The organism is Pseudarthrobacter sp. 1G09 (genome assembly GCF_050038305.1).
GTDB lineage: Bacteria > Actinomycetota > Actinomycetes > Actinomycetales > Micrococcaceae > Arthrobacter > Arthrobacter equi.
The window spans coordinates 1,800,991-1,826,883 of record NZ_CP188306.1 but is presented as its reverse complement, the minus strand read 5'-3'; the positions used below and the strand labels follow the sequence as shown (position 1 = coordinate 1,826,883).

Below are 25,893 nucleotides of genomic sequence, written 5' to 3'. Positions count from 1 at the left end.
GTCAGGACTGCAGTGGTCCTGGTCCCGGGGTTTCCGGCCGCAGTGTTCCGATGAGCTGCTCGATGACCGCAGCGTCCTCGATGGTGGACGGCACGGTGTATTGCACGCCGTCGGCAATCTGCCGCATCGTCTTGCGGAGGATCTTCCCTGACCGCGTCTTGGGCAGCGCATCAACCACCGTGACGTGCTTAAAATCCGCGACAGCCCCGATGTCGCGCCGGACCATGGCCACCAGTTCGGCGGCCAACACGTCGTCCCGAACGTCGACGCCGGATTTGAGGACCACATACCCGCTGGGGCGCTGGCCCTTGAGCGGATCAGCAAGGCCGATGACGGCGCATTCAGCCACGGCGGGGTGCTGGCCGATCACCTGCTCCATCGCTCCGGTGGAGAGGCGGTGGCCCGCAACGTTGATGATGTCATCCGTCCGCCCCATGACGAAGACGTACCCGTCACCGTCCCGGAAGCCGGAGTCTCCGGTGGCGTAACAGCCCTCAAAGGCCCGCAGGTAGGACGAGACGAAGCGTTCGTCGTTTCGCCAAAGGGTGGTCAGCGTCCCTGGCGGCAGCGGCAGCCCCAGCACGATGTTCCCTTCAACGTCCGGCTCCACTTCCTCTCCCAGTCCATCAACGATGGCCAGCCGGAAGCCGGGCATCGGGACGCTGGGAGAACCTGCCTTGATGGGCAGTTCCTCGAGCCCGCGGGGATTGGCGCAGATGGCCCATCCTGTTTCCGTTTGCCACCAGTGGTCCACCACCGGGACCCCGAGGGACCGGGAAGCCCAATGGAAGGTGTCCGTATCCAGCCGCTCCCCCGCCGTGAACAGGGTGCGCAGGCTGGAAATGTCGTAGTCCCGCAGCAGCGCTGCCCCGGGGTCTGCCTTCCTGATGGCGCGCAACGCAGTAGGGGCGGTGAACAGGACGTTGACCTGATGGTCCCGGACCACCCGCCAGAAGGCTCCGGCATCAGGGGTTCCCACCGGCTTACCCTCGTACAGCACGCTGGTGGCCCCTGCCAGCAGCGGTCCGTACACGATGTAGGAGTGCCCCACCACCCAGCCAACGTCCGAGGCGGTCCACATGACGTCGCCCGGGCCGGCGCCGTAGATGTTCCTGAGCGTCCAGTCCAGCGCGACGGCGTGCCCGCCGTTATCGCGCACCACGCCCTTGGGCGTCCCGGTAGTGCCTGAGGTGTACAGGATGTAGAGGGGGTCGGTGGCCGCCACGTCAACGGGCGCAGCAGGCGTGGCACCGGCTACCTCGGCATCCCAGTCCAGCCAGCCATAGTCGGCGGCTGACGCGGCGAAGCCCTCCCTGGTTTTGGTGATAACGGGAAGACCGGGCACGCCTGCCAGGGCGAGCGCCTCCGCCACGGCGGGCAGGTACTCGATCCTGCGCGCCGGCTCCAGTCCGCCGGACGCCGTTAGCACCAGCACCGGCTGCGCGTCACGGATCCGGGCCGCGAGTTCCTTGGGCGCGAATCCGCCAAAGACCACAGAGTGGACGGCGCCGAGGCGGGCGGAGGCAAGCATGGCGATGACGGCCTCCGGAATCATCGGCATGTAGATCACCACGCGGTCGCCCTTACCGACACCCCGGTCCCGCAGGACGCCGGCGAAGTCCGCCACGAGCCCGGTCAGCTCCGCATAGGTGAAGCGGCGTTGGGTGCCGAGCATTGCCGAATCGTAGATCAGGGCGTCCTGGCTTCCCCGGCCGGCCTCCACGTGGCGGTCCAGCGCGTTGTACGAGGTGTTCAGGATGCCGTCCGGGAACCAGCCGTACAGCGGTGCCCGGCTTGCGTCCAGTGCCTGCCGGGGCGGCGTGGCCCAGCCCACCCTTGCCGCGGCGCCAAGCCAAAAAGCGGCTGGATCAGCAAGGCTCTTTTCGTATGTTTCCCGATAGCTGTCAAGCATGAAAGTGCATCCCGTCCACGACGTTGTGTTGCGGCAATGCTAGCCAAGGGGCAGTCTTCAAACAAGGGTTATGTATACAGAGCTTGCTCTTTTCGGCACCCAATCTGAGATTGGGGTGGATTTTCAGGCAGCGCTGTATACACTGAAGGAGTTCAGTTACCGAAGGAGTTACCGATGCGCGCCAGCGACAGGGCCTACGCCGCCCTCCGGGACGACATCACGGAATGGCGGCTGCTTCCCGGCACGATCCTGGGTGAAGTGGAACAGTCCGAACGCCTCGGCGTCTCGCGCACGCCTCTACGGGAGGCGCTGGGCCGCCTTACCGCGGAAGGGCTGACGACGACGGCAGGCGGCCGCGGCGTCGTCGTCACCGACGTTTCGCTCGACGACATCGACGAACTGTTCGAACTCCGCGAAACGCTGGAATGCAAAGCTGCCGCGTTGGCGGCAGAACGCGGAGATGCCGCCGTCTTCCTCCAGCTGCAGAAGGAACTCCTTGAGGCGCCGGCGCTCATTGACGGCAGCGACCCGGGACGGCACGAGTATTACGGCCTGGCCGGGCGCCTGGACGCCGCCATCGATGATGCGGTGGCCAATGCCTACCTCATCCAGGCCATGCGGGCCCTTAGGGTGCACCTGGTCCGGGTCCGCAGGCTCGCTGCCGACGACGCGGAGCGGCTCACCGCCGCGGCGGCTGAACATGCTGCCATCGCGGAAGCCATTGCTTCCCGCAACCCCCGCCTGGCTGAAGCAGCCACCACCCTCCATCTCCACCGCAGCCTGACGCACGTCAAAAATACGCACACACCTCATCACAGGGAGAACCATGGTTAAGCAACACCACGTCCGGGTCTACAAGAGCGAAGAGAACCTGGCCCGGGAAGAGCAACTGGCCCACAAGATCGCCGCCGTGGCCGCCGACCCCGTGGAGGTGGTGCCGGAGGTGACCGAAATGGTCATCAACCGCATCATCGATAACGCGTCCGTGGCCATCGCGTCGCTGAACCGGGCGCCGATCGTCGCCGCCCGCGCGCAGGCCCTCACCCATGCACCAAGTACCGGCGGCAAGGGTGCCAAGGTGTTTGGCATCGGCGAGCGCGTCTCCCCCGAGTGGGCCGCGTGGGCCAACGGCGTGGCCGTCCGCGAACTCGATTACCACGACACGTTCCTGGCCGCGGACTACTCCCATCCCGGTGACAACATCCCGCCCATCCTGGCCGTCGCGCAGCATACGGGTTCCAGCGGCGCCGACTTGATCCGCGGCATCGCCACCGGCTACGAGATCCAGGTGAACCTGGTGAAGGCAATCTGCCTGCACAAGCACAAGATCGACCATGTGGCCCACCTCGGGCCCTCGGCAGCGGCCGGCATCGGCACCCTTCTGGGCCTCGACGTCGAAACCATCTTCCAGTCCGTAGGCCAGGCGCTGCACACCACCACCGCCACCCGCCAATCCCGCAAGGGCGAGATCTCCACGTGGAAAGCCCATGCACCCGCATTCGCCGGGAAGATGGCAGTCGAGGCGGCAGACCGTGCCATGCGCGGACAGACCTCCCCAGTGCCGATCTACGAAGGCGAAGACGGCGTAATCGCGTGGATGCTGGACGGTCCGGATGCCTCCTACGAAGTTCCCCTCCCCACTCCGGGTGAGGCCAAGCGCGCCATCCTGGACACGTACACCAAGGAGCACTCGGCTGAGTACCAGGCACAGGCCTGGATCGACCTTGCCCGCAAGCTGCACCGCGAACATCCTGAGGTGACCGATCCCGCCCACGTGGCGTCGGTCCTGATCAGGACCAGCCACCACACGCACTACGTCATCGGCTCCGGCGCCAACGACCCCCAGAAGTACAGCCCCACCGCCAGCCGGGAAACCCTGGACCACTCCATTCCCTACATCTTCACCGTGGCACTCCAGGACGGCTCCTGGCACCACGTGGACTCTTACGCCCCCGAACGTGCGGCCAGGCCGGACACCGTGGACCTCTGGCACAAGGTCACCACTGAGGAAGACCCGGAGTGGACCCGCCGCTACCACTCCCTGGACATCAGCGAGAAAGCCTTCGGCGGGTCCGTGGAGATCACCCTCACCGACGGCACCGTCATCACTGACCAGATTGCCGTCGCGGACGCCCACCCGCTGGGTGCACGGCCGTTCGCCCGCGAGCAGTACGTCAACAAGTTCCGCACCCTTGCGGCCGGGCTCGTGGAGCAGGCCGAGATCGAAAGGTTCCTCGCCGCCGTCGAACGCCTCCCGGAACTCGCCGCCGGCGAGCTGGACCAGCTGAACATCACCGCAGCCCCCGGCGTCATCGACCTGGGCGCGGCACCGAAGGGACTGTTCTGATGCTGTATTCGAAGACCACCCCGGAACAGAAGCGGGCCGCCCTGCGTGGGATGCTCGCCTCCGGCACCATCCAGCAGTTCCCGGGAGCGTTCAACCCACTGTCGGCACGGCTGATTGAGGAAAAGGGCTTCGCGGGCGTCTACATCTCCGGAGCCGTCCTCGCCAACGACCTTGGCCTGCCGGACATCGGGCTGACCACCCTCACCGAAGTGGCAACCCGTGCGGGGCAGATCGCCCGCATGACCGACCTGCCCGCCATCGTGGACGCCGACACCGGCTTCGGCGAACCCATGAACGTTGCGCGCAGCATCCAGGAACTCGAAAACGCCGGCCTGGCGGGGTGCCACATCGAAGACCAGTTCAATCCCAAAAGGTGCGGCCACCTGGACGGCAAGAACGTGGTGGACCTGGACACCGCCGCCAAGCGCATCCGGGCCGCCGCCGATGCCCGGCGCGACCCCAACTTCCTCATCATGGCCCGCACCGATATCCGTGCGGTGGAAGGGCTCGAAGCCGCCCAGGACCGTGCCCGGGCACTGGTGGAGGCCGGTGCCGACGCCATCTTCCCGGAGGCCATGAAGGACCTGTCCGAGTTCCAGGCCATCCGGGACGCCGTGGATGTGCCGATCCTCGCCAACATGACCGAGTTCGGAAAGAGCGACCTGTTTACGGTGGAGCAGCTGCAGTCGGTGGGCGTAAACATGGTGATCTACCCGGTCACCCTGCTGCGCATTGCCATGGGAGCTGCAGAGCGTACGCTGGAAACGATCAAGGCAACAGGATCACAGGAAGCACAGGTGGAAAACATGCTCACCCGTGCGCGCCTCTATGACCTCGTGGACTACGAGGCGTATAACCGCTTCGATACCGGCGTTTTCAACTTCCAGATTCCCGGCGTCCGGTAGGACCCTGGATCCCCGCAAGAACGAAGGAGTTCAATATGGCAGCTGTTGATATCAAAAAGGGCCTGGCCGGCGTCGTGGTGGACTACACCGCGGTCTCCAAGGTCAACCCGGACACGAACTCCCTGCTGTACCGCGGCTACCCCGTCCAGGAGCTGGCCGCCAGGTGCAGCTTCGAGGAAGTGGCCTACCTGCTGTGGAACGGTGAACTGCCTGACGAAGGGCAGCTGGCGGAGTTCACGGCACGGGAGCGTGCCGGGCGGGCGCTCGACCCGGTGGTCAAGCAGGTCATCGACGCGTTGCCGGCCACGTCCCACCCGATGGATGTCTGCAGGACAGCGGCCTCCGTGATGGGGGCCCGCCACCCGCTGGCCGAGGACTCGTCACGCGAGGCCAACATGGCCAAGGCCGTGGACCTGTTCGCCGCCATGCCGGCTGTAGTGGCCTACGACCAGCGCCGCCGCCACGGCCAGGACCTCGTGGAACCGCGTGAGGACCTGGGGTATTCGGCGAATTTCCTGTGGATGACCTTCGGCGAGGAACAGGTGCCCGAGGTTGTGGAGGCCTTCAACGTCTCGATGATTCTCTACGCCGAGCACTCCTTCAACGCCTCCACCTTCACTGCACGCGTCATCACCTCTACCCTGTCCGACCTGCACTCCGCCGTCACAGGAGCCATCGGGGCCCTGAAAGGTCCGCTGCACGGCGGGGCGAACGAAGCCGTGATGCACACCTTCGACGAGATCGGCATCCGGCAGGAGGAATCCCTCGACGAGGCGGCAGCCCGGGCGAAGGCCTGGATGGAGGATGCCCTGGCGAACAAGAAGAAAGTCATGGGCTTCGGCCACCGCGTCTACAAGCACGGCGACTCCAGGGTGCCCACCATGAAGGCCGCCCTGGACAAGATGATTGCCCACTACGGCCGGCCCGAACTGCTGGGGCTGTACAACGGACTGGAAACGGCGATGGATGAGGCCAAGGCCATCAAGCCGAACCTCGACTACCCGGCCGGGCCCACCTACCACCTGATGGGCTTCGATACGCCGACGTTCACACCCTTGTTCGTGGCCAGCCGCATCACCGGCTGGACAGCACACATCATGGAGCAGTTTGATTCCAACTCGCTGATCCGCCCGCTGAGCGAGTACAACGGCGCCGAGGAACGGCACGTGCCCTAGCCTTTCGGCTGGACGTACGACGGCGGTGCGGCACCCGGGTGCCGCACCGCCGTCGGGCGTTAACGGCCTGGAAGGTATGGGAAGGCCTGCAGCCTAGGGAAGGACACTGCGGGAGGACGCCACGGATTCGTTGTCGGCGTCCATGGTGACCACGACGTTGACTGTGCCGCCTTCGAGCACCACGGGCAGCCAGTGGTCAGCGTCCTGCCACATCCGGTCCACAGGCAGAGCATCCACCCGGAACCATTCGGGCAGGATCTCGTCGCTGGGCTGCGGGTCACCCGTCCAGGTGCGGGCCGTGAAAAGGGTGGTCTTCATGTCCCACTCCGGCCTGGCCGGAAATACAAAGTGCACCGCTCCCGCATCCGTGAGGTCCCCCTGCTGCAGCACCACGCCGGTTTCCTCCTGGACTTCCCGGATCACGGCCTGCACGCTGGTCTCCCCCGCCTCGACGTGCCCGCCGATGCCCACGATCTTGCCCCTGCCGAAACCGGTCTGCTTCAGGCCCAGGAGCACTTGCGGGCCGTCGGCACCGTCGCGGAGCAGGAAGCAGAGGGTCACATCGGCGGCTGCGGTCATTTCCCCAGCCTAGCGGGGCCTTCCGCGGAGGGCAGCCCGCGGCACGTGGACTGCCCCCTGGCGGCTAACGCGTTGCTACAGTGAGGCCATGAGCATGGCCGGAGAGGAACATCCCGCCCCCGCCCGCAAGGCCCGCACCCTGCACAGCAGCGGTGTCCGGTTACCTGACTGGCTGGTCCGGAATCCGCTGCATGCCGGCTGGCTGTGGACCGGTTCGTGGGCACTGCTGATCGTTGCCGACGAACTCGTGGACCTCGCGGGCTGGACCTGGTACGTCTTCGTGGGGATGGCGGCCCTGCCCACCCTGGGCTGCACGGTGGCGGTACTGAACGCCACCCCGCGCCGCTACCTCCGTCCGGCTAAGGAGTCCGTGCTCTCGCACTTCTTTGTCCGGTTCCTGGCACTGACCGCCGCGTTCCTGGTGTGGGGCGTCTCGGTAGTGGCCAGCGCATCGATTTCCACCACCGTGCAGGCGCTGGCCGGGGACTCGGAGCGTGCCGTCACGTCCTTGGGCCTCAACCTCCTGGTAGCTGCTGTCCCGCTGGTGGTCAGCATCCTGTGGATGGCCCTGATCATCCGGTGTGCCTGGTTCCTTCGCCGCCTCCGTGGCTGGCGCCAGGCGCCCGAAGGCACGCGCCTTCCCAAAAAGTTCTTGAGGGGGTCGCCCCGTGCCCGGCGGGTGGTGGTGGGCCTCGCCCACCCGGGCCTGCTCCTGGTGGCCGGGCTGGGGACCTCCATCCTGGCCCTGTTCCTCGGCGCCGTGGAACTCACGCTCAACGTGATGGAATGAACCGGTTCGCGCGGGACCGTTCCAGCCGGGCCATGGCCCCCATTCCGCACCGGTCAGTCAGCGCGGCAGGTGCATCAGCCCAGGGCCCTGGGGTGTGCGGCTGCGTAAACCTCGCGGAGGGTATCAGCCGTCACCAGCGTGTACACCTGGGTGGTGGTCACCGAGGCGTGGCCCAGGAGCTCCTGGACCACGCGCACGTCCGCGCCGCCTTCGAGGAGGTGGGTGGCGAAGGAGTGCCTCAGCGTATGCGGGGACACGTCGCGGGTGATGTTGGCCTTTTCGGCGGCCACCTTCAGGATGGTCCAGGCGCTCTGGCGGCTGATCCTGCCACCGCGGGCGTTGAGGAACAGCGCCGGCGTCCCCTTGCCCTTGGCGGCCAGCAGCGGCCGGCCGCGCACGAGGTACGCTTCCAGGGCCCTGGCACCGTACGATCCCAGAGGCACCAGCCGCTCCTTGGAGCCCTTTCCGAAAAGCCGGACGATGGCCGGTCCCTGTTCCTTGTCATCGCCCGCCAGCGAAATATCGTCAACGTCCAGCCCCACGGCTTCGCTGATCCTGGCCCCCGTGGAGTAGAGGAATTCCAGCAGTGCCCGGTCCCGCAGGCCCGTGGCCGTGTCGGTTCCTGCTGCCTCCAGGATCCTGGTGACCTCGTCCACGGTGATGGCCTTGGGCAGCCGCTTGCCGGCCATGGGCGGATGGACCTCGCTGGCCGGGTCCGACGCCGTATGCCCTTCCAGGGCCCAGAACTTATGCAGGCCCCGGACGGCCACAACGGTCCTGGCGGCGGACCGCACTCCGAGGGCAGAACCGCCATCGGACCCGTCCGAGAGGGCGCGCACGAAACCCGTCACGTGGTGCCGGGTGATGTCTCCAGGCTGCTGGCAGCCGGCGCCGGCCAGGTAGCGGGAGTAGCGGGCAAGGTCCCTGCGGTAGGCGGCCAGGGTGTTGGCTGCCAGGCCGCGTTCAACGCCCATGTGCTGCAGGTAGTCCGTAACCCCGCGGTCAATCCTCGTGGGTGCGGCGGCAGCTTTCCCGGGTTCCGCTGCAGGAGCCGCTTCGACAGCCGGCGCTGGTTCGGACTTCGGTGTTGCGGTCAGCGTGGTTTCCGCCGGCGGTGCCATCCCGGCGGACGGACCCGGAACCATCAGCGCTGGCTGGGGTGGGCGGGCCAGGGTGCGTCGGCTGGGCGCAGCCCGGCATACCCGTCGGCCCGGGCGGCCGCTGCTGCAAGGATCCCGACGACGGCAGACGGGTTGTGCAGCCGGCCGGCCAGGACGGACGCGACGGCCTCGTCCAGGCTGATCCAGTGGAATTCGATCTCGGCTTCCTCGTCCGTCCGCTCGTGCCGATCGGCATGCGGCACCTCGGTGAGGTCCCGGGCCAGGTAGATGCGGATGGCCTCGCTGGAAGATCCGGGCGAGTTGAATACGTCTGCCAGGACGTTCCAGGTAGCTGCGGCAAGGTCCGCTTCCTCGGCGAGCTCGCGGGCGGCGCCCACCACAAAGTCTTCGCCTTCAACGTCCAGCAGGCCCGCCGGGACTTCCCACAGGTCCATTCCCACGGGGTGCCGGTATTGCTTGAGCAGCAGGATTTCGCCCTGCCCGTTCATGGGCAGGACAGCGACGGCACCGGGGTGGTCGATGTAGTCGCGGGTGAGGGCGTCACCGCTGTCCTGGAGCTGGAAGGTGTCGCTGACGACGTCCCAGATCCGGCCCTCGTAAACCTTTTCAGACGACAAAAGACGGCGTGGGCTCGGTGCATCCGAAACCTGCCTGCCTGCAGGGGTGGTTTCAGGTGTACCGGGCATCACGCCGTCCTTTGTTCTGTTGGCTCTACTTAGCCGCTACCGTACCGGACTCCGGGGCACCGGCGGTCACGGCTGCGGCCGTGTCGGCATTGCCGCCCTGGTGGTCCAGGGCCGCCTTGATCAGGCCGGCGAACAGCGGGTGCGGACGGGTGGGGCGCGAACTCAGTTCCGGGTGCGCCTGGGTTGCCACGTAGTACGGGTGGACCTCGGCCGGAAGTTCAACGAACTCCACGAGCTTGCCGTCCGGGGAGGTACCGGAGAAGACGAGCCCCTCGGCGGCGATCTGGTCGCGGTATTTGTTGTTGACCTCGTAGCGGTGGCGGTGGCGTTCGCTGACGGTGGTCTTGCCGTAGGTTCCGGCGATGACCGAGCCCTCGTCAAGCTTGGCCTCATACAGGCCCAGGCGCATGGTGCCGCCCAGGTCACCGCCGCCCTCGACGAACTCCAACTGCTCTTCCATGGTGGCGATGACCGGGTACTTGGAGTCCGGATCAAACTCGCTGGAGGAAGCACCTTCCAGGCCGACCACGTTGCGGGCGTACTCGATGACCATGCACTGCAGGCCGAGGCACAGGCCGAGCACCGGGAGCTTGGTTTCGCGGGCGAACTTCAGGGCGCCCAGCTTTCCTTCGAGGCCGCGGATGCCGAAGCCGCCCGGGACGCAGATGGCGTCAACCCCGTCGAGCGCCTTGACCGCGCCCTCACGGGTTTCGCATTCGTCCGAGGGGACCCAACGGATCTTGACCTTGGTTTCGTTGGCAAAGCCGCCGGCTCGCAGGGCTTCGGTGACGGACAGGTAGGCGTCCGGCAGGTCGATGTACTTACCCACGAGGGCGATCTCGACGTGGTGCCGCGGGTTGTGCACGGCTTCCAGCAGGCGGTCCCAGCTGGTCCAGTCAACGTCCTTGAACGGCAGGTCCAGGGCACGGACGATGTAGGAGTCCAGGCCCTGGGTGTGCAGGGTCTTGGGGATGTCGTAGATGCTGGGGGCGTCCGGGCAGCCAATGACTGCTTCGAGGTCAACGTCGCACATCCGGCCGATCTTGGCGCGCATGGCTTCGGGAATTTCGCGGTCCGACCGGATCACGATGGCTTCGGGCTGGATGCCGATGGACCGCAGGGCGGCCACGGAGTGCTGCGTCGGCTTGGTCTTCAGTTCCTGGGACGGTCCGATGTACGGGACCAGGGACACGTGGACGAAGAAGACGTTGCCGCGTCCCACGTCCTGGCGGACCTGGCGGGCAGACTCGAGGAACGGCTGGGATTCGATATCGCCAACGGTGCCGCCGATTTCGGTGATGATGACGTCCGGAGCGTTCTTGCCCTCGGCAGGCAGGCGCATCCGGCGCTTGATTTCGTCAGTGATGTGCGGGATGACCTGGACGGTGTCGCCGAGGTACTCGCCGCGGCGCTCCTTGGCGATAACCGTGGAGTACACCTGTCCGGTGGTGACGTTCGCCGAGCCCTCGAGGTTCTCGTCGAGGAACCGCTCGTAGTGCCCGATGTCCAGGTCCGTCTCGGCGCCGTCGTCGGTGACGAAGACCTCGCCGTGCTGGAAGGGGTTCATCGTGCCCGGATCCACGTTCAGGTAGGGATCGAGCTTCTGCATTGTCACAGACAGGCCGCGCGCCCGCAGCAGGTGGCCGAGGCTCGAAGCCGTCAGCCCCTTACCCAGCGAGGACGCCACACCACCGGTCACGAAGATGTGCTTGGTCGTCTTGGATGAGCCCGGGAACCGGGAATTTACACGGGAATTTGATCGCTGCACCACGGAATTCGAGCCTATCATCAATTGAGCCTTCCACGGATCGTCCGGACTGTTCCCCAAATGCTCCAGTGTGCAGTCCCGCGCACCTTGCGGGCAAGGGCCCAAGGACCACAACGGGCCGGAGAAGGCGCCGGCGTTGAGGCCCTGTCAGCCGCGCTGGGGCAGGAGTTTGGCGTCGTCAAGCAGCTCCTGGGCGTGCGCCCGGGCCGATTCGGAGTCCTCCTGGCCGGCCAGCATCCGGGCCAGTTCCCGGACCCGTTCCGTCCCGTCGAGGAGGCGCACATCACTGGACGTGAACCCGGTGGCGGTGCCGCCGTCGGCCCCCCGGACTGAGGTCTTGGTCACGGTGATGTGCTGATCCGCGAAGGCTGCCACCTGCGGCAGGTGCGTCACCACCAGCACCTGGACGTGGCGGGCGAGCATGGCGAGTCGGCGGCCGATCTCGACGGCGGCGCGGCCGCCCACTCCGGCGTCCACCTCGTCGAAGACGAACGTAGGAACGGGGTCCACGGCGGCGAGCACCACCTCGATGGCCAGCATGACGCGCGAGAGCTCACCTCCCGATGCGCCCCTGCCCAGCGGCCGGGCGGGGGCACCGGAATGCGGCTGCAACAGAAACGCGATGTCGTCGGCACCGTGGGGCCCCAGGTGCCCCGTCTGCTCATGGTTGATCACCAGCGTGGCATCCGCCATGGCCAGTGCCTTAAGCTCGGCACTGACCCGCGCTGACAGGTCCTTGGCGGCCTTGGCACGGATCTTGCTGATGGCGGCCGCCTGCTTGGTCAGGTCCGCCTCCGCACGTGCCACCTCGGCGTCCAGGGACTCAATCCGCGAGGAGTCGTCCTGCAGTTCGTCGTGGCGGGCTCGGGCCTTCTCCGCCCATTCCAGCACTTCGTCGATGGTAGGTGCGTACTTGCGCACCAGCTTGGCCAGGGCGCCGCGCCGGTCCTCGATCTCGGCAAGCCGCTCAGGGCCTTCCGTGTCGAGGCCCGCCTGGTAGCTGGCCAGGTCCGTGGCGATGTCGTTGAGCAGGAACCCCACTTCGGCCAGACGGGCCGCGGCCGATCCGAGCTCGGCGTCGTGCTCCGCCACCTGTTCGAGGGTGCGCTTGGCCGCGTCCACCAGGGTGGTGGCATCGCCGGCTTCGCCGAAGTCCTCCGCGATCAGGGCCTGGTGCGCGGTGCTGGCAGCGATCCGCAGCTCTTCGACGTTAGCCAGCTTTACTGCCTCCGCCTTCAGCTGCCCGTCCTCCCCCGGCTGCGGATCCACCTCGTCGATCTCCGCCAGGGCGGTCTGGAGGGACTCGGCTTCCCGAAGCCTGTCCCGCGCGGCGCTGCGCAGGCTGTCCAGCTCTGCCTGGCTGGCTTTCCAGTGGCTGTAAAGCTCCTGGTAGGCGCTGAGTGGCCCGGCCAGCGATTCGCCGGCAAACTTGTCCAGCGCACCACGTTGGGCTGCAGCGCCCTTAAGGCGGATCTGGTCGGTCTGCCCGTGGACCACCACCAGGGTTTCGCCGATCTCTGCCAGGACACCGACGGGGGCCGCCCGGCCGCCCAGGAAAGCGCGGCTGCGTCCATCAGCGCCGAGGCGGCGTGCCAGGATCAGTTCCGCGCCGCCGTCGAACTCTTCAGCTTCGGCGCCCGCCTCAAGCGCGCGCACCACGGCGGGGTGGCCGGCGTCGAGCTTCAGGACCGCCTCAGCGGTGGCGCTCTTTGCGCCGCTGCGGACGGCGCCCGCGTCCGAGCGTGCCCCGAGCAGCAGGCCGACGGCGGTGACCACCATCGTCTTGCCGGCACCGGTTTCACCAGTCACCACGCTGAGGCCGGGCCCCAGCGGCAGGGTTGCGTCGGTAATGACGCCAAGATCGCGGATTCTCAGTTCTTCAAGCATGCATTCACTCCGCAGTCGACGGATCAGGTTCGGTGTCCGGCCGGTCCGCCTGCGGAACCTGCAGCGGCTGCATGGGCCGGGGCGTGCGGACAACGGGGATGGGCCCCGTATGGACCGCGCTGGCCTTGGGCACAGGTCCCCGCCAGCCGTGGATGGGCAGCTCGAACTTGCGGACCAGCCGGGCGGAGAAGGGTGTCTGGTGCGTACGGGCCAGCCGAACGGGGGTCGCGGATTTGGTCACTTCCACCCGGGCGCCCGGCGGAAGGTCCACGGACCGGCGGCCGTCACACCACAGGACGCCCTGGGCTTCCGTGCGGCCCAGGACCTCGACCGCAAGCTTTGACCGGGGCGAAACCACCAGGGGTTTGGCGAACAGGGCGTGGGCGCTGATGGGGACGATGACGAGTGCCTCCACCTCCGGCCAGACCACCGGGCCGCCGGCAGAGAACGCATAAGCGGTGGACCCCGTGGGGGTGGCCATCACGATACCGTCCGAGCCGAACGAGGTCAGCGGGCGTTCGTCCACTTCCGTGACCACCTCCAGCATCCGTTCCCGGTTGGCTTTCTCGATGGCGGCCTCGTTCAGCGCCCAGGTGTGCCAGATTTTCTGGCCCCGGACCCATACCTGGACATCGATGGTCATCCGCTCTTCCACGGTGTAGTCGCGGCTTGCGATCCATTCGACAGTCTGGGCCAGGTCTGCACGCTCACTCTCGGCCAGGAAGCCCACATGGCCGAGGTTGACCCCGAGCAAGGGGACGTCCACTTCGCGGACCAGCTCGGCTGCGCGCAGGATGGTGCCGTCGCCGCCGAGGACCATCACCAGTTCCACTTCCGGCAGGCTCACATGGTCGTGGAGGACTTCGACGGGCTGGGCAAGGTGCCCGAAGAACCGCTCCATGTCGTCCAGTTCGGACTCCTGCATGACGGGCACAATGCCCGAGGCATGCAGGAGCGCACAGGCCTCCCAGGCGGCCTTCAGCGATTCCTCGCGGCCGGTATGGGCAAGGACCAGTACACGCCTGCTCATCAGGTTCCGCTCTCTAGTGTTTCGGCCAGATTTGTCCGAGCAAGGCAGCTGCTGCCGCCTCCTGCTCTTCGATCTTAGGCAAGTCTTGGGTGATCCTGCGTCTTATCCACAGGAAGTATTCGACGTTTCCGTCCTGGCCCGGCAGCGGACTCACCGCCAGCCCGTGCAGGTCCAGCCCGGCGTCGAGCGCTGCCATGGCCACCTTGTGCACCGCGAGCCGCCGTTCCCGTTCCGAGGTGACCACGCCGGTGCGGCCCAAACGGTCCTTGCCGATTTCGAACTGGGGTTTGACCATAAGCACCAGGTCCCCGCCCGGTTCCGTGCAACCGGCCAGGGCCTGCACCACCAGGGTGAGGGAGATGAAGGAGAGGTCCGCGACGGTCAGGGCGGCCGGGCCGCCGATGTCCTCCGGAGCCATGTACCTGACGTTCATGCCTTCGTGGACGGCGACGCGTGGATCGCTGCGGAGGTGGGGCACCAGTTGGCCGTGCCCGACGTCGACAGCCACCACGTGTGCCGCGCCGCGCCGGAGCAGGACGTCGGTGAAGCCGCCGGTGGAGGCACCGGCGTCCAGGCACCGCTTTCCCTGGGCCGTAATGCCCGGGAAGGCGTCGAGGGCGCCGGCCAGTTTATGGCCGGCGCGGCTGGCGTACGTGTCCTGGTCGTCATGTTCGACGGCGAGATCCCTGTCTTCGTCAACCTGCAGTGACGCTTTGGCGAGGACCTTGCCGTCGGAGCTGACCTTGCCTTCGGCGATGAGGGTTGCGGCGTGCGTCCGGGACCTGGCGAGGCCCCGGGCCACCAGGGCCTGGTCGAGGCGTACCGCCATCAGGCTGCGCCGTTCGTTGCACCGGTTTCGCGGGGGCCGTCCTGGGGTTTGGCGTCCTGGGGCTTGGCGTTGAGGGCATCCAGCAACTCATCGTGAAGCCTGGCGTACGCCTCTTCATGCTCTTCAACGGGGGTGGTGGGCAGCGTTTCCAACACTGTAAGGGCTTGGGCCACCAGGGCGTCAGGGATCGCAGCGGCGTCCAGCCCGGGCCAGTCCCGCGACGGCTGGGCTGATGATTCTTCAGGTCCGGTCAGCTCAGTCATCCGTTCAGTCTAGTGACCGAGCCAGGCCAGTTTGGGCGCCTGCGCCGTTGGTGCGTCCGGCGTCGCGGCCCACCACGCCGCGCAGGCGGCCCGCCAGGCGTCAAGGTCGTCCTTGCTGCCAATGACGCCCACTGCGCCGTTGGCGACGCGCGCGGTGGCGTTGCCGCAGGCGTACGTGCCGTCGTCGTGCGTCACCTCGGGGTAGGGGCGGTACAGGTCGGACAGGACGCTGATGATGTAATCCGGACGCTCGGCGGAGCGGGCGGCCAGGATCGTTTCCAGGGTGTCGACGCCGGTCAGCACGGCAACGGTGGCAAACCCGGCGTTGTTGCCGCCGAGGATGTCCGTGTCCAGCCGGTCGCCCACTACCAGCGGGCGTTCGGCGCCGAGCCGCTTGGCGGCGGAATGGAACAGCGGCGCTTCCGGCTTGCCGGCCACGAGCGGCGTCCGGCCGGTGGCAGCAGTCACCGCCGCCACCAGTGTTCCGTTCCCGGGCGCGATCCCACGCGCCTGCGGAATGGACATATCGGTGTTCGTCGCCACCCACAGGGCCCCGGCGGACACCACATAGGCAGCTTCGGCCAGGTCCTTCCAGCCGATGCCGGGGTTGAAGCCCTGGACGACGGCCACGGGTTCCTCGTCCTGCCCAAAGACAGGGGTGAGGCCCACAAGCTCGATTTCGTGGGCCAGCGCCGGACTTCCGGTGATGAGGACCTTCGAGCCCGGCGCCAGGCGCGAAGCGAGCAGGTCCGCGGCCGCCTGTGAGGAACTGACTACCTTCTCATCCTCAGCCGGCGCCCCCAGTTCCCTCAGGTGGGCTGCCACGTCGGCCGGCGAACGCGAGGCGTTGTTCGTGACGTAACCAAGACCCACGCCCACGCCGGCCAGCTGCTGCAGCGACTCCACGGCGCCCGGAATAGCATGCGGGCCGGCGTACACCACCCCATCCAGGTCGGACAGGAGGGCGTCAAAGCGGGAAATCAGGGAAACTGCAGTCATTCGGTTCAGTCTTCCCGGCGGTCCTGGTTGGCTGCAGCGTCGTCGCCGGGCTCTTCACTGCCGGCTTTTCCGTTGCTGCTGTCTTCGATGCTGTCCAGTTCGTCCTGCTCCACCGAATCCTCGTCCGACTCTGCGTCGTCAGAGGCGAAGTAATCCGCATCCTGGTCGTCCACGTTGTGGTCCACGGCGTTCTGTGCGTCGGCACCTTCTGCAGTGTCGACGTCGGACGCGGAGCCTTCCCGGCTGCCGGCAGCTGCCGAAGCTGTTTCGGAGGCTTTCACGGCGTGTTCGCGGAGGCGCCGGCGCTCGGCCTCTTCGCGGGCCTCTTCCTCTTCATCCCAGCCGAGGTCGATGATGTCAGGCTCTTCGTCAACGCCCTGTCCCAGCGCGTTCTCTGCGACGACGGCCTGCTTGTTCCACTTTTCTGCCTCGTCGTTGCGTCCCACGGCGGAGAGCGCACCGGCGTAGGCGCGGAACAGCCGGGGGCTATAGGAAAAGGCACGGTTGATGTCCAGCTGCGGAATTTCGAGCTCAGCGACGGCGGCATCGAGCTGGTCCAGGTCAGTCCTCGCGCCAGCGGCCACGATGGCCAGTTCCACCTTGCCCGGAGCGTCCAGGTCCTGCGCTTCCTCGGAACGGGCAACATCCAGTGCCCGGTCCGGGCGGCCCAGGCCACGCTCGCAGTCAGCCATGACGGGCAGGTGGACGTTGGAGCCGCTGATCCGCCGATACGTGCGGAACTCGCGCAGGGCTTCGCCGTAGTGGCCCGCGGCGTAGGCAGTCAGGCCGACGGCTTCGCGGACGGCACCGAGGCGGCCGCCACGGCGACTGGCCGCGAGGGCGTGCTGGAAGGCCAGTTCCGGCTCGTCGTCAATCAGGCGGCCGGCCATCACCAGGTGGCGGGCAACCCATTCGGCGCTCTTGGGCTCAAGGGTTTTGATCTGGTGCTGAGTAGCGCGGTCCAGCTCCTTGCCCGTGACGTCCTCATCGATCTCGGGCGAACGTTCACGGTCGGGCCTGTTGGAGCTGCGGATATCGGCAGCGTTGTGTATGCGGGCGGGGCGCTCTTCCTGGCGGTCCCTGCCGAAGCCGCGGCCGGAGTCGCCACGGAACGAGTCGCCACGGCCTGCTCCACGATCGGCTCCGCCGCGGGCGGTGCCACGGTCAGAACCACGGTCAAAGCTGCGGGAGTCCCTGTCCTGCCGGTCGCCGAAGGGCTTGCGGTTCTCGCCGCCGCCAAAGCTGCGGCGGTCCTGATCACCGTCACGGCGCGGACGGTCACCAAACGGCTTACGATCACGATCACCATAGGGACGGTTCTCACGCTCACCGAAGGGCTTCCGCTCACCGCCACCGCTGAAACCACGGCGGTCCTGATCACCCTCACGGCGGGGACGATCACCAAACGGCTTACGATCACGATCACCATAGGGACGGTTCTCACGGTCACCATAAGGCTTCCGCTCACCGCCACCGCTGAAACCACGGCGGTCCTGATCACCCTCGCGACGGGGACGATCACCAAACGGCTTACGATCACGATCACCATAGGGACGGTTCTCACGGTCACCATAAGGCTTCCGCTCACCGCCACCGCTGAAACCACGGCGGTCCTGATCACCCTCACGGCGGGGACGATCACCAAACGGCTTACGATCACGATCACCATAGGGACGGTTCTCACGGTCACCATAAGGCTTCCGCTCACCGCCACCGCTGAAACCACGGCGGTCCTGATCGCCCTCACGGCGCGGACGGTCACCAAACGGCTTACGATCACGATCACCATAAGGCCGGTTCTCACGGTCACCATAAGGCTTCCGCTCACCGTTACCAGCGGAGCGTTCGTTGCTGTCGCGGTTGCCGCGACCCCGGAACCCACGCGGGTCACCGCCCGAGTTGTTGTTTCCCCGGAACGCTCCGCGGTCGTTTCCGCGGTTTCCTCCGCCGTGTTCGGCCATGATGGATTCCTCCTGTTGTGAGCCGACCACTGGCGCAATTGCAGCCGCTCGTATACGTGCTTATTACTTACGCAACCCGAAACCAAGCGCTTCCAGGTCCGTACATCTCCATCAATTCTAGGGGAGCCCGCATAATCGGCGGTCCAGCGTTGGCGCTGGCGGCTGCATCGTGTGAATCTTCACACCGCTGCACACCCGTAGCGGCACTTTCACCGGCAGGACCGCTCCGCACTACCCCTTCCCGTCCCCTGTGACGCGCGCTCGGTTGTGGCGGTGTCTGGTTCTGAGCCGGCAGGGGTGGGCACCGGGTTTGGGTGGGTGCTGGCAGGGGTGGGTGGGTGTTAAATGTGGGAGGCCCCAACCGTTGCTGGTTGGGGCCTCGACCAATGTTATGTCCGGCGGTGTCCTACTCTCCCACACCCTCCCGGGTGCAGTACCATCGGCGCTGTGGGTCTTAGCTTCCGGGTTCGGAATGGGACCGGGCGTTTCCCCCACGCTATGACCGCCGTAACCCTTTGACCCGTCACCAACCCTGTTTGGGGGTGGTGTGGGAAATCTGGTGTGGTTACAACATTGTGGTGTTGTTATTCAGTTGTGGGTTCCGGCCAACGGGGTTGTTGGTTGGGAACCACATAGTGGACGCAAGCAGAGTTTTGTATGTATCTGTGTGGTGTAAGTTGTTGGCCTATTAGTACCGGTCAGCTTCACGAGTCGTTAGTCCTCGCTTCCACATCCGGCCTATCAACCCAGTGGTCTGGCTGGGGGCCTCTCACACCCGAGGGTGTATGGAAATCTCATCTCGAAGCGAGCTTCCCGCTTAGATGCTTTCAGCGGTTATCCCATCCGAACGTAGCTAATCAGCGGTGCACTTGGCAGTACAACTGACACACCAGAGGTTCGTCCGTCCCGGTCCTCTCGTACTAAGGACAGCCCTTCTCAAATTTCCTGCGCGCGCAGCGGATAGGGACCGAACTGTCTCACGACGTTCTAAACCCAGCTCGCGTACCGCTTTAATGGGCGAACAGCCCAACCCTTGGGACCTACTCCAGCCCCAGGATGCGACGAGCCGACATCGAGGTGCCAAACCATGCCGTCGATATGGACTCTTGGGCAAGATCAGCCTGTTATCCCCGAGGTACCTTTTATCCGTTGAGCGACGGCCATTCCACAATGTACCGCCGGATCACTAGTCCCGACTTTCGTCCCTGCTCGAGATGTCTCTCTCACAGTCAAGCTCCCTTGTGCACTTACACTCGACACCTGATTGCCAACCAGGCTGAGGGAACCTTTGGGCGCCTCCGTTACTTTTTAGGAGGCAACCGCCCCAGTTAAACTACCCATCAGGCACTGTCCCTGACCCGGATTACGGGCCGAAGTTAGATGTCCAAAGTGACCAGAGTGGTATTTCAACGATGACTCCACCCGAACTGGCGTCCGGGCTTCAACGTCTCCCACCTATCCTACACAAGCCACTCCGAACACCAATACCAAACTATAGTAAAGGTCTCGGGGTCTTTCCGTCCTGCTGCGCGTAACGAGCATCTTTACTCGTACTGCAATTTCGCCGAGTTTATGGTTGAGACAGCGGGGAAGTCGTTACTCCATTCGTGCAGGTCGGAACTTACCCGACAAGGAATTTCGCTACCTTAGGATGGTTATAGTTACCACCGCCGTTTACTGGGGCTTAAATTCTCAGCTTCGCCGTGAGGCTAACCGGTCCTCTTAACCTTCCAGCACCGGGCAGGAGTCAGTCCGTATACATCGTCTTGCGACTTCGCACGGACCTGTGTTTTTAGTAAACAGTCGCTTCCCCCTGGTCTCTGCGGCCCCGATCCCCTCCGGACAGCAAGTGTCCATCAAGGTTGGGGCCCCCCTTCTCCCGAAGTTACGGGGGCATTTTGCCGAGTTCCTTAACCATAATTCTCTCGATCGCCTTAGTATTCTCTACCTGATCACCTGTGTCGGTTTGGGGTACGGGCGGCTAAAACCTCGCGTCGATGCTTTTCTCGGCAGCATAGGATCACCAAATCCCCCCAAACGGGGGTCCCATCAGATCTCAGGCATCATGAGTGGCGGATTTGCCTACCACTCGCCCTACATCCTTAGACCGGGACAACCATCGCCCGGCTCGGCTACCTTCCTGCGTCACACCTGTTAATACGCTTGCCTCCCAGGATCAGGTCCTGCGCTCCACCAAAACCCTTCCGTCCAAAGGACGGTCGGGCAGGTCTCGGGCAGTTAGTATCCCCTGTTCAACATGGGCGGTTTTTCGCCGGTACGGGAATATCAACCCGTTGTCCATCGACTACGCCTGTCGGCCTCGCCTTAGGTCCCGACTTACCCAGGGCAGATTAGCTTGACCCTGGAACCCTTGATCATTCGGCGGACGGGTTTCTCACCCGTCTTTCGCTACTCATGCCTGCATTCTCACTCGTGTAGGCTCCACCGCTGGTTTCCACCGCGACTTCACTGCCCACACGACGCTCCCCTACCCATCCAAACGCCTGAACCACAAGGGCTTAGCTAATATTTGAATGCCACAACTTCGGCGGTGTACTTGAGCCCCGCTACATTGTCGGCGCGGAATCACTTGACCAGTGAGCTATTACGCACTCTTTTAAGGATGGCTGCTTCTAAGCCAACCTCCTGGTTGTCTTCGCAACTCCACATCCTTTCCCACTTAGCACACGCTTAGGGGCCTTAGTTGGTGGTCTGGGCTGTTTCCCTCTCGACTATGAAGCTTATCCCCCACAGTCTCACTGCTACGCTCTCACTTACCGGCATTCGGAGTTTGGCTGACGTCAGTAACCTTGTAGGGCCCATTAGCCATCCAGTAGCTCTACCTCCGGTAAGAAACACGCAACGCTGCACCTAAATGCATTTCGGGGAGAACCAGCTATCACGAAGTTTGATTGGCCTTTCACCCCTACCCACAGCTCATCCCCTCCATTTTCAACTGAAGTGGGTTCGGTCCTCCACGACGTCTTACCGTCGCTTCAACCTGGCCATGGGTAGATCACTTCGCTTCGGGTCTAGATCACGCCACTCAAACGCCCTATTCAGACTCGCTTTCGCTACGGCTGCCCCACACGGGTTAACCTCGCGACGTAACACTAACTCGCAGGCTCATTCTTCAAAAGGCACGCCGTCACAACTACAAGGCTGCTCCGACGGATTGTAAGCACACGGTTTCAGGTACTGTTTCACTCCCCTCCCGGGGTACTTTTCACCTTTCCCTCACGGTACTGGTCCGCTATCGGTCATTAGGGAGTATTTAGGCTTATCAGGTGGTCCTGACAGATTCGCACGGGATTTCTCGGGCCCCGTACTACTTGGGATACATCAACAAGGCGGTGCAAGGCATTACAGTTACGGGACTAACACCCTCTCTGGCCGGCCTTTCAAGACCGTTCACCTATACGCACACCCACACCCCGTCAGCCCGGCAGAACTGACACGTAATGTCCCACAACCCCGACCATGCAACGCCCGCCGGCTATCACACATGGAACGGTTTAGCCTGATCCGCGTTCGCTCGCCACTACTAACGGAATCACTATTGTTTTCTCTTCCTGCGGGTACTGAGATGTTTCACTTCCCCGCGTTCCCTCCACGCACCCTATGTGTTCAGATGCGGGTCACCGAGTCACTCGCGCGCTCAGCGGGGTTTCCCCATTCGGACACCCTGGGATCACAGTCCGGTTATCGACTCCCCCAGGCTTATCGCAGATTCCTACGTCCTTCTTCGGCTCCTAATGCCAAGGCATCCACCGTGTGCTCTTAAAAACTTGACCACAAAGATCAAAAACTACTTCACGAGAGAACCACAGAAACCGTCCCGCACACCCAAAGGCGCACGAACCAGATCCAGGTTCATATTCTTGGAAATTGCTTCTTATACAAGATGCTCGCGTCCACTATGTAGTTCTCAAACAACAACCCCACACCACACACCCCACACACAACAGTGCATGCTCGGTGCAGCAGGGAAACCAGAAACAAAGCACCGACAAGAACCCCACAAGGGCCCTCCCCGGTCCTGTTGCCTCAGGACCCAACAGTGTGCCAAACACTAAACCACCCACTCCCCCGCCCCACCGTTCCAAGACCACCCAAAGGCAGATCCGTACTGAACAGGACAAAGAAACACGCGGCCGCTATTTGTTGATATTCCACCCTTGAGCACCCGCCACGAAACATTCGTCCGTGCAACGGGCATTACTCCTGACAACCACCACCACCGGACATACATCCAGGACAGCAACTGTAGGTGCTCCTTAGAAAGGAGGTGATCCAGCCGCACCTTCCGGTACGGCTACCTTGTTACGACTTAGTCCCAATCGCCAGTCCCACCTTCGACGGCTCCCCCCCAAAAGGGTTAGGCCACCGGCTTCGGGTGTTACCAACTTTCGTGACTTGACGGGCGGTGTGTACAAGGCCCGGGAACGTATTCACCGCAGCGTTGCTGATCTGCGATTACTAGCGACTCCGACTTCATGGGGTCGAGTTGCAGACCCCAATCCGAACTGAGACCGGCTTTTTGGGATTAGCTCCACCTCACAGTATCGCAACCCTTTGTACCGGCCATTGTAGCATGCGTGAAGCCCAAGACATAAGGGGCATGATGATTTGACGTCGTCCCCACCTTCCTCCGAGTTGACCCCGGCAGTCTCCTATGAGTCCCCACCATCACGTGCTGGCAACATAGAACGAGGGTTGCGCTCGTTGCGGGACTTAACCCAACATCTCACGACACGAGCTGACGACAACCATGCACCACCTGTAAACCGACCACAAGTGGGGCACCTGTTTCCAGGCGTTTCCGGTTCATGTCAAGCCTTGGTAAGGTTCTTCGCGTTGCATCGAATTAATCCGCATGCTCCGCCGCTTGTGCGGGCCCCCGTCAATTCCTTTGAGTTTTAGCCTTGCGGCCGTACTCCCCAGGCGGGGCACTTAATGCGTTAGCTACGGCGCGGAAAACGTGGAATGTCCCCCACACCTAGTGCCCAACGTTTACGGCATGGACTACCAGGGTATCTAATCCTGTTCGCTCCCCATGCTTTCGCTCCTCAGCGTCAGTTAATGCCCAGAGACCTGCCTTCGCCATCGGTGTTCCTCCTGATATCTGCGCATTTCACCGCTACACCAGGAATTCCAGTCTCCCCTACATCACTCTAGTCTGCCCGTACCCACCGCAGATCCGGAGTTGAGCCCCGGACTTTCACGGCAGACGCGACAAACCGCCTACGAGCTCTTTACGCCCAATAATTCCGGATAACGCTTGCGCCCTACGTATTACCGCGGCTGCTGGCACGTAGTTAGCCGGCGCTTCTTCTGCAGGTACCGTCACTTACGCTTCTTCCCTACTGAAAGAGGTTTACAACCCGAAGGCCGTCATCCCTCACGCGGCGTCGCTGCATCAGGCTTTCGCCCATTGTGCAATATTCCCCACTGCTGCCTCCCGTAGGAGTCTGGGCCGTGTCTCAGTCCCAGTGTGGCCGGTCACCCTCTCAGGCCGGCTACCCGTCGTCGCCTTGGTAGGCCATTACCCCACCAACAAGCTGATAGGCCGCGAGTCCATCCAAAACCGCAAAAGCTTTCCACCAACCACCATGCGATGATCAGTCATATCCGGTATTAGACCCAGTTTCCCAGGCTTATCCCAGAGTCAAGGGCAGGTTACTCACGTGTTACTCACCCGTTCGCCACTAATCCACCAGCAAGCTGGCATCATCGTTCGACTTGCATGTGTTAAGCACGCCGCCAGCGTTCATCCTGAGCCAGGATCAAACTCTCCGTTGAAAACAAACAGACACAACCAAAAACCACGGAAATAACGCGGAACCAGGCTGCACAAAATTTGAAACCAGCTGTAAAAACCATGCCATCCACGGGGTGGACAACACAGCCAAAACAACCAATCAATAAAACAATTGGTATCAACAAACTTGGCACACTATTGAGTTCTCAAACAACAGACACATTCGAATACTTCCGAAACAATTCATTTAGCAATGAATATTTATTCCGTATTTCTTCGCTGCGATGTTTCAATCTTATTTCATTCAGTTTCACTTTTGCAAATCCGGTTGTTTTCCCGGAATTCACTCAGCAGAACCGAATCCGCCCAGCGAAAAACGAAGCATTTCTTCATTCCATGCACCGCATGGCCAAGAATCGCTTCTCAATATCAGTTGGGGGTTTGTCACCACTCAGCGGCGGCGACTCAGAAAACAATACACGCCCCTCCGTGGCCGCGCAAATCGGCCACAGAGAGGCGTGCAGGTGGTAGGTTTGGCTCCCCCGCTTACGGGACCAGCACTTCCACCGTTGCCAGGTTCTTCTTGCCCCGGCGGAGCAGCAGGTACTGCCCGTGAAGGAGTTCTGATTCAGCAATGACCGTTTCCGGGTCCAGTACCTTTTCGTTGTTGACGTAGGCACCGCCCTCACCAACGGTGCGACGGGCTGCCGACTTGCTTTCCGACAGGCCGGACGCCACCAGCAGGTCCACAATTCCCAGCGCGTCCACCTGCACCGTGGCGGTGGGGAGCTCGGAGGTGGCCGCCTGCAGGGTCTGCTTGTCGAGAGCGGCAAGGTCACCGTTGCCGAAAAGGGCGGCGGATGCGGCAATGACCTTCTCGGTGGCCTCAACCCCGTGCACCAGCGAGGTCACTTCGAAGGCGAGCTTCCGCTGACCCTCACGCGCGAAGGGGCGCTCGGCAACGGACGTGGCAATGTCCTCGATTTCCGCACGGGTGAGAAAGGTGAATACCTTGAGCCGGTCCACGACGTCAGCATCTGCCGTGTTGAGCCAGAACTGGTAAAAGGCGTAGGGGCTGCACATGCCGGCATCGAGCCAGATGGCGTTCCCTTCGCTCTTGCCGAATTTGGTTCCGTCGGAGTTGGTGATCAGCGGCGTTCCCAGGGCGTGGACGCTCTTGCCCTCCACCTTGCGGATGAGCTCGGTGCCGCTGGTCAGGTTGCCCCACTGGTCCGAACCACCGGTCTGCAGCATGCAGGCGTAATCACGGTAGAGCTGCAGGTAGTCCATGCCCTGGAGGATCTGGTAGCTGAACTCCGTGTAGCTGATTCCCTCGTCCGAGCTGAGGCGGGACGCAACGGCGTCCTTGCGCAGCATGGTGCCTACGCGGAAGTGCTTGCCCACTTCGCGCAGGAAGTCGATGGCGCTCAGCGGCGCAGTCCAGTCCAGATTGTTCACCATCCGGGCGGCGTTGTCCCCCTCGAAGCTGAGGAAACGCCGGATCTGGGCCTGGAGGTACCCGACCCATTCCGCCACGGTGTCCTTGGTGTTCAGCGTCCGCTCCGCCGTCGGACGGGGATCGCCGATCATACCCGTGGAGCCTCCCACGAGGCCCAAGGGCTTGTGCCCGGCGAGCTGCAGCCGCCGCATGACCAACAGCTGGACCAGGTTGCCAAGGTGCAGGCTGGGGGCGGTGGGGTCGAAGCCGCAATAGTACGTGACCGGTCCGCCGGCGAGGAGCTTCTCAAGCTCGGCTTCGTCGGTGGAGACGTGGACGAGTCCACGCCACTTCAGCTCCTGCCAAACGTTGGCGAAGGTGGGGTCGTTCTGTTGCGTTTCGAGGCTGTTGATGTCTGGCACGCCTTCTAAGTTAGCAGTAT

The 25,893-nt window shown here is 63.9% G+C and carries 18 protein-coding genes and 3 rRNA genes; 6 read left to right on the top strand and 15 right to left on the bottom strand.

Going from position 1 to position 25,893, the window contains the following annotated elements; all coding sequences use genetic code 11:
- Nucleotide 1: 1 nt before the first annotated feature.
- Nucleotides 2–1,912, bottom strand: a complete 1,911-nt coding sequence (locus ACP3TD_RS08425) for an AMP-binding protein (RefSeq protein ID WP_426766745.1) — start codon at nucleotides 1,910–1,912, stop codon at nucleotides 2–4.
- A 174-nt stretch (nucleotides 1,913–2,086) separates the two neighbouring features.
- On the opposite strand from ACP3TD_RS08425, the gene ACP3TD_RS08420 reads away from it, so the two are divergent.
- From ACP3TD_RS08420 to ACP3TD_RS08405, 4 genes are read left to right on the top strand one after another with little or no spacing between them, the layout of a single operon-like run.
- Nucleotides 2,087–2,746: a GntR family transcriptional regulator gene (locus tag ACP3TD_RS08420; RefSeq protein ID WP_426766743.1), complete on the top strand. Its 660-nt coding sequence runs from the start codon at nucleotides 2,087–2,089 to the stop codon at nucleotides 2,744–2,746.
- The gene (locus tag ACP3TD_RS08415) at nucleotides 2,739–4,259 is read left to right on the top strand and encodes an MmgE/PrpD family protein (protein ID WP_426766741.1); all 1,521 of its coding nucleotides are present in this window, start codon (nucleotides 2,739–2,741) and stop codon (nucleotides 4,257–4,259) included. Before ACP3TD_RS08420 ends, ACP3TD_RS08415 begins: the two co-directional genes overlap by 8 nt.
- Complete coding sequence (gene prpB / locus ACP3TD_RS08410) at nucleotides 4,259–5,164, top strand: methylisocitrate lyase (RefSeq protein WP_056077663.1); 906 nt, start codon at nucleotides 4,259–4,261, stop codon at nucleotides 5,162–5,164. The genes ACP3TD_RS08415 and prpB overlap by 1 nt, the downstream gene beginning before the upstream one ends.
- Before the next feature lie 35 nt (nucleotides 5,165–5,199).
- Entirely contained in the window at nucleotides 5,200–6,339 is a 1,140-nt protein-coding gene (locus tag ACP3TD_RS08405; protein WP_426766739.1) for a bifunctional 2-methylcitrate synthase/citrate synthase, read from the top strand.
- A 93-nt stretch (nucleotides 6,340–6,432) separates the two neighbouring features.
- Here ACP3TD_RS08405 and ACP3TD_RS08400 read toward each other — a convergent pair whose 3' ends face one another.
- Complete coding sequence (locus ACP3TD_RS08400) at nucleotides 6,433–6,918, bottom strand: 8-oxo-dGTP diphosphatase (protein WP_426766737.1); 486 nt, start codon at nucleotides 6,916–6,918, stop codon at nucleotides 6,433–6,435.
- Between the two features lie 88 nt (nucleotides 6,919–7,006).
- Here ACP3TD_RS08400 and ACP3TD_RS08395 point away from each other — a divergent pair, with 88 nt between their 5' ends.
- Nucleotides 7,007–7,708 carry a hypothetical protein gene (locus tag ACP3TD_RS08395; RefSeq protein ID WP_426766736.1) on the top strand — a complete coding sequence of 234 codons (702 nt, stop codon included), beginning with the start codon at nucleotides 7,007–7,009 and terminating at the stop codon, nucleotides 7,706–7,708.
- 74 nt (nucleotides 7,709–7,782) lie between these two features.
- On the opposite strand, the gene xerD is transcribed toward ACP3TD_RS08395, so the two are convergent.
- From xerD to ACP3TD_RS08350, 9 genes are all read right to left on the bottom strand, one after another.
- Nucleotides 7,783–8,853 carry a site-specific tyrosine recombinase XerD gene (gene xerD / locus ACP3TD_RS08390; protein WP_426766734.1) on the bottom strand — a complete coding sequence of 357 codons (1,071 nt, stop codon included), beginning with the start codon at nucleotides 8,851–8,853 and terminating at the stop codon, nucleotides 7,783–7,785.
- Complete coding sequence (locus ACP3TD_RS08385; RefSeq protein ID WP_426766732.1) at nucleotides 8,853–9,515, bottom strand: NUDIX domain-containing protein; 663 nt, start codon at nucleotides 9,513–9,515, stop codon at nucleotides 8,853–8,855. Before ACP3TD_RS08385 ends, xerD begins: the two co-directional genes overlap by 1 nt.
- A 25-nt stretch (nucleotides 9,516–9,540) precedes the next feature.
- Nucleotides 9,541–11,304 (bottom strand): CTP synthase, encoded by a 1,764-nt coding sequence (locus tag ACP3TD_RS08380; protein ID WP_426766731.1) that lies wholly within the window; start codon nucleotides 11,302–11,304, stop codon nucleotides 9,541–9,543.
- A 126-nt stretch (nucleotides 11,305–11,430) separates the two neighbouring features.
- Entirely contained in the window at nucleotides 11,431–13,170 is a 1,740-nt protein-coding gene (gene recN / locus ACP3TD_RS08375) for a DNA repair protein RecN (RefSeq protein WP_426766729.1), read from the bottom strand.
- Nucleotides 13,171–13,174: 4 nt separating this feature from the next.
- The gene (locus ACP3TD_RS08370; RefSeq protein WP_426766727.1) at nucleotides 13,175–14,200 is read right to left on the bottom strand and encodes an NAD kinase; all 1,026 of its coding nucleotides are present in this window, start codon (nucleotides 14,198–14,200) and stop codon (nucleotides 13,175–13,177) included.
- A gap of 13 nt (nucleotides 14,201–14,213) precedes the next feature.
- A complete protein-coding gene (locus tag ACP3TD_RS08365) occupies nucleotides 14,214–15,029 on the bottom strand; it encodes a TlyA family RNA methyltransferase (protein WP_426766724.1) in 816 nt (271 codons plus the stop codon).
- Nucleotides 15,029–15,292 (bottom strand): hypothetical protein, encoded by a 264-nt coding sequence (locus tag ACP3TD_RS08360; RefSeq protein ID WP_426766722.1) that lies wholly within the window; start codon nucleotides 15,290–15,292, stop codon nucleotides 15,029–15,031. The genes ACP3TD_RS08365 and ACP3TD_RS08360 overlap by 1 nt, the downstream gene beginning before the upstream one ends.
- A 9-nt stretch (nucleotides 15,293–15,301) precedes the next feature.
- Complete coding sequence (locus ACP3TD_RS08355) at nucleotides 15,302–16,291, bottom strand: HAD-IIA family hydrolase (protein WP_426766721.1); 990 nt, start codon at nucleotides 16,289–16,291, stop codon at nucleotides 15,302–15,304.
- 5 nt (nucleotides 16,292–16,296) lie between these two features.
- Complete coding sequence (locus tag ACP3TD_RS08350; protein ID WP_426766719.1) at nucleotides 16,297–17,181, bottom strand: hypothetical protein; 885 nt, start codon at nucleotides 17,179–17,181, stop codon at nucleotides 16,297–16,299.
- Here ACP3TD_RS08350 and ACP3TD_RS08345 point away from each other — a divergent pair.
- Nucleotides 17,134–18,273 (top strand): hypothetical protein, encoded by a 1,140-nt coding sequence (locus tag ACP3TD_RS08345; RefSeq protein WP_426766717.1) that lies wholly within the window; start codon nucleotides 17,134–17,136, stop codon nucleotides 18,271–18,273. The genes ACP3TD_RS08350 and ACP3TD_RS08345 overlap by 48 nt on opposite strands.
- Before the next feature lie 372 nt (nucleotides 18,274–18,645).
- On the opposite strand, the gene rrf is transcribed toward ACP3TD_RS08345, so the two are convergent.
- The 4 genes from rrf to tyrS all read right to left on the bottom strand — a co-directional run bounded on the left by rrf (nucleotide 18,646) and on the right by tyrS (nucleotide 25,873).
- A 5S ribosomal RNA gene (gene rrf, locus ACP3TD_RS08340) occupies nucleotides 18,646–18,762 on the bottom strand.
- A gap of 157 nt (nucleotides 18,763–18,919) precedes the next feature.
- A 23S ribosomal RNA gene (locus ACP3TD_RS08335) occupies nucleotides 18,920–22,046 on the bottom strand.
- Between the two features lie 487 nt (nucleotides 22,047–22,533).
- Nucleotides 22,534–24,054 (bottom strand): 16S ribosomal RNA (locus ACP3TD_RS08330).
- The 16S, 23S and 5S rRNA genes sit together here, the layout of an rRNA operon.
- A 505-nt stretch (nucleotides 24,055–24,559) precedes the next feature.
- Entirely contained in the window at nucleotides 24,560–25,873 is a 1,314-nt protein-coding gene (tyrS, locus tag ACP3TD_RS08325) for a tyrosine--tRNA ligase (protein ID WP_426766715.1), read from the bottom strand.
- Nucleotides 25,874–25,893 lie beyond the last annotated feature (20 nt).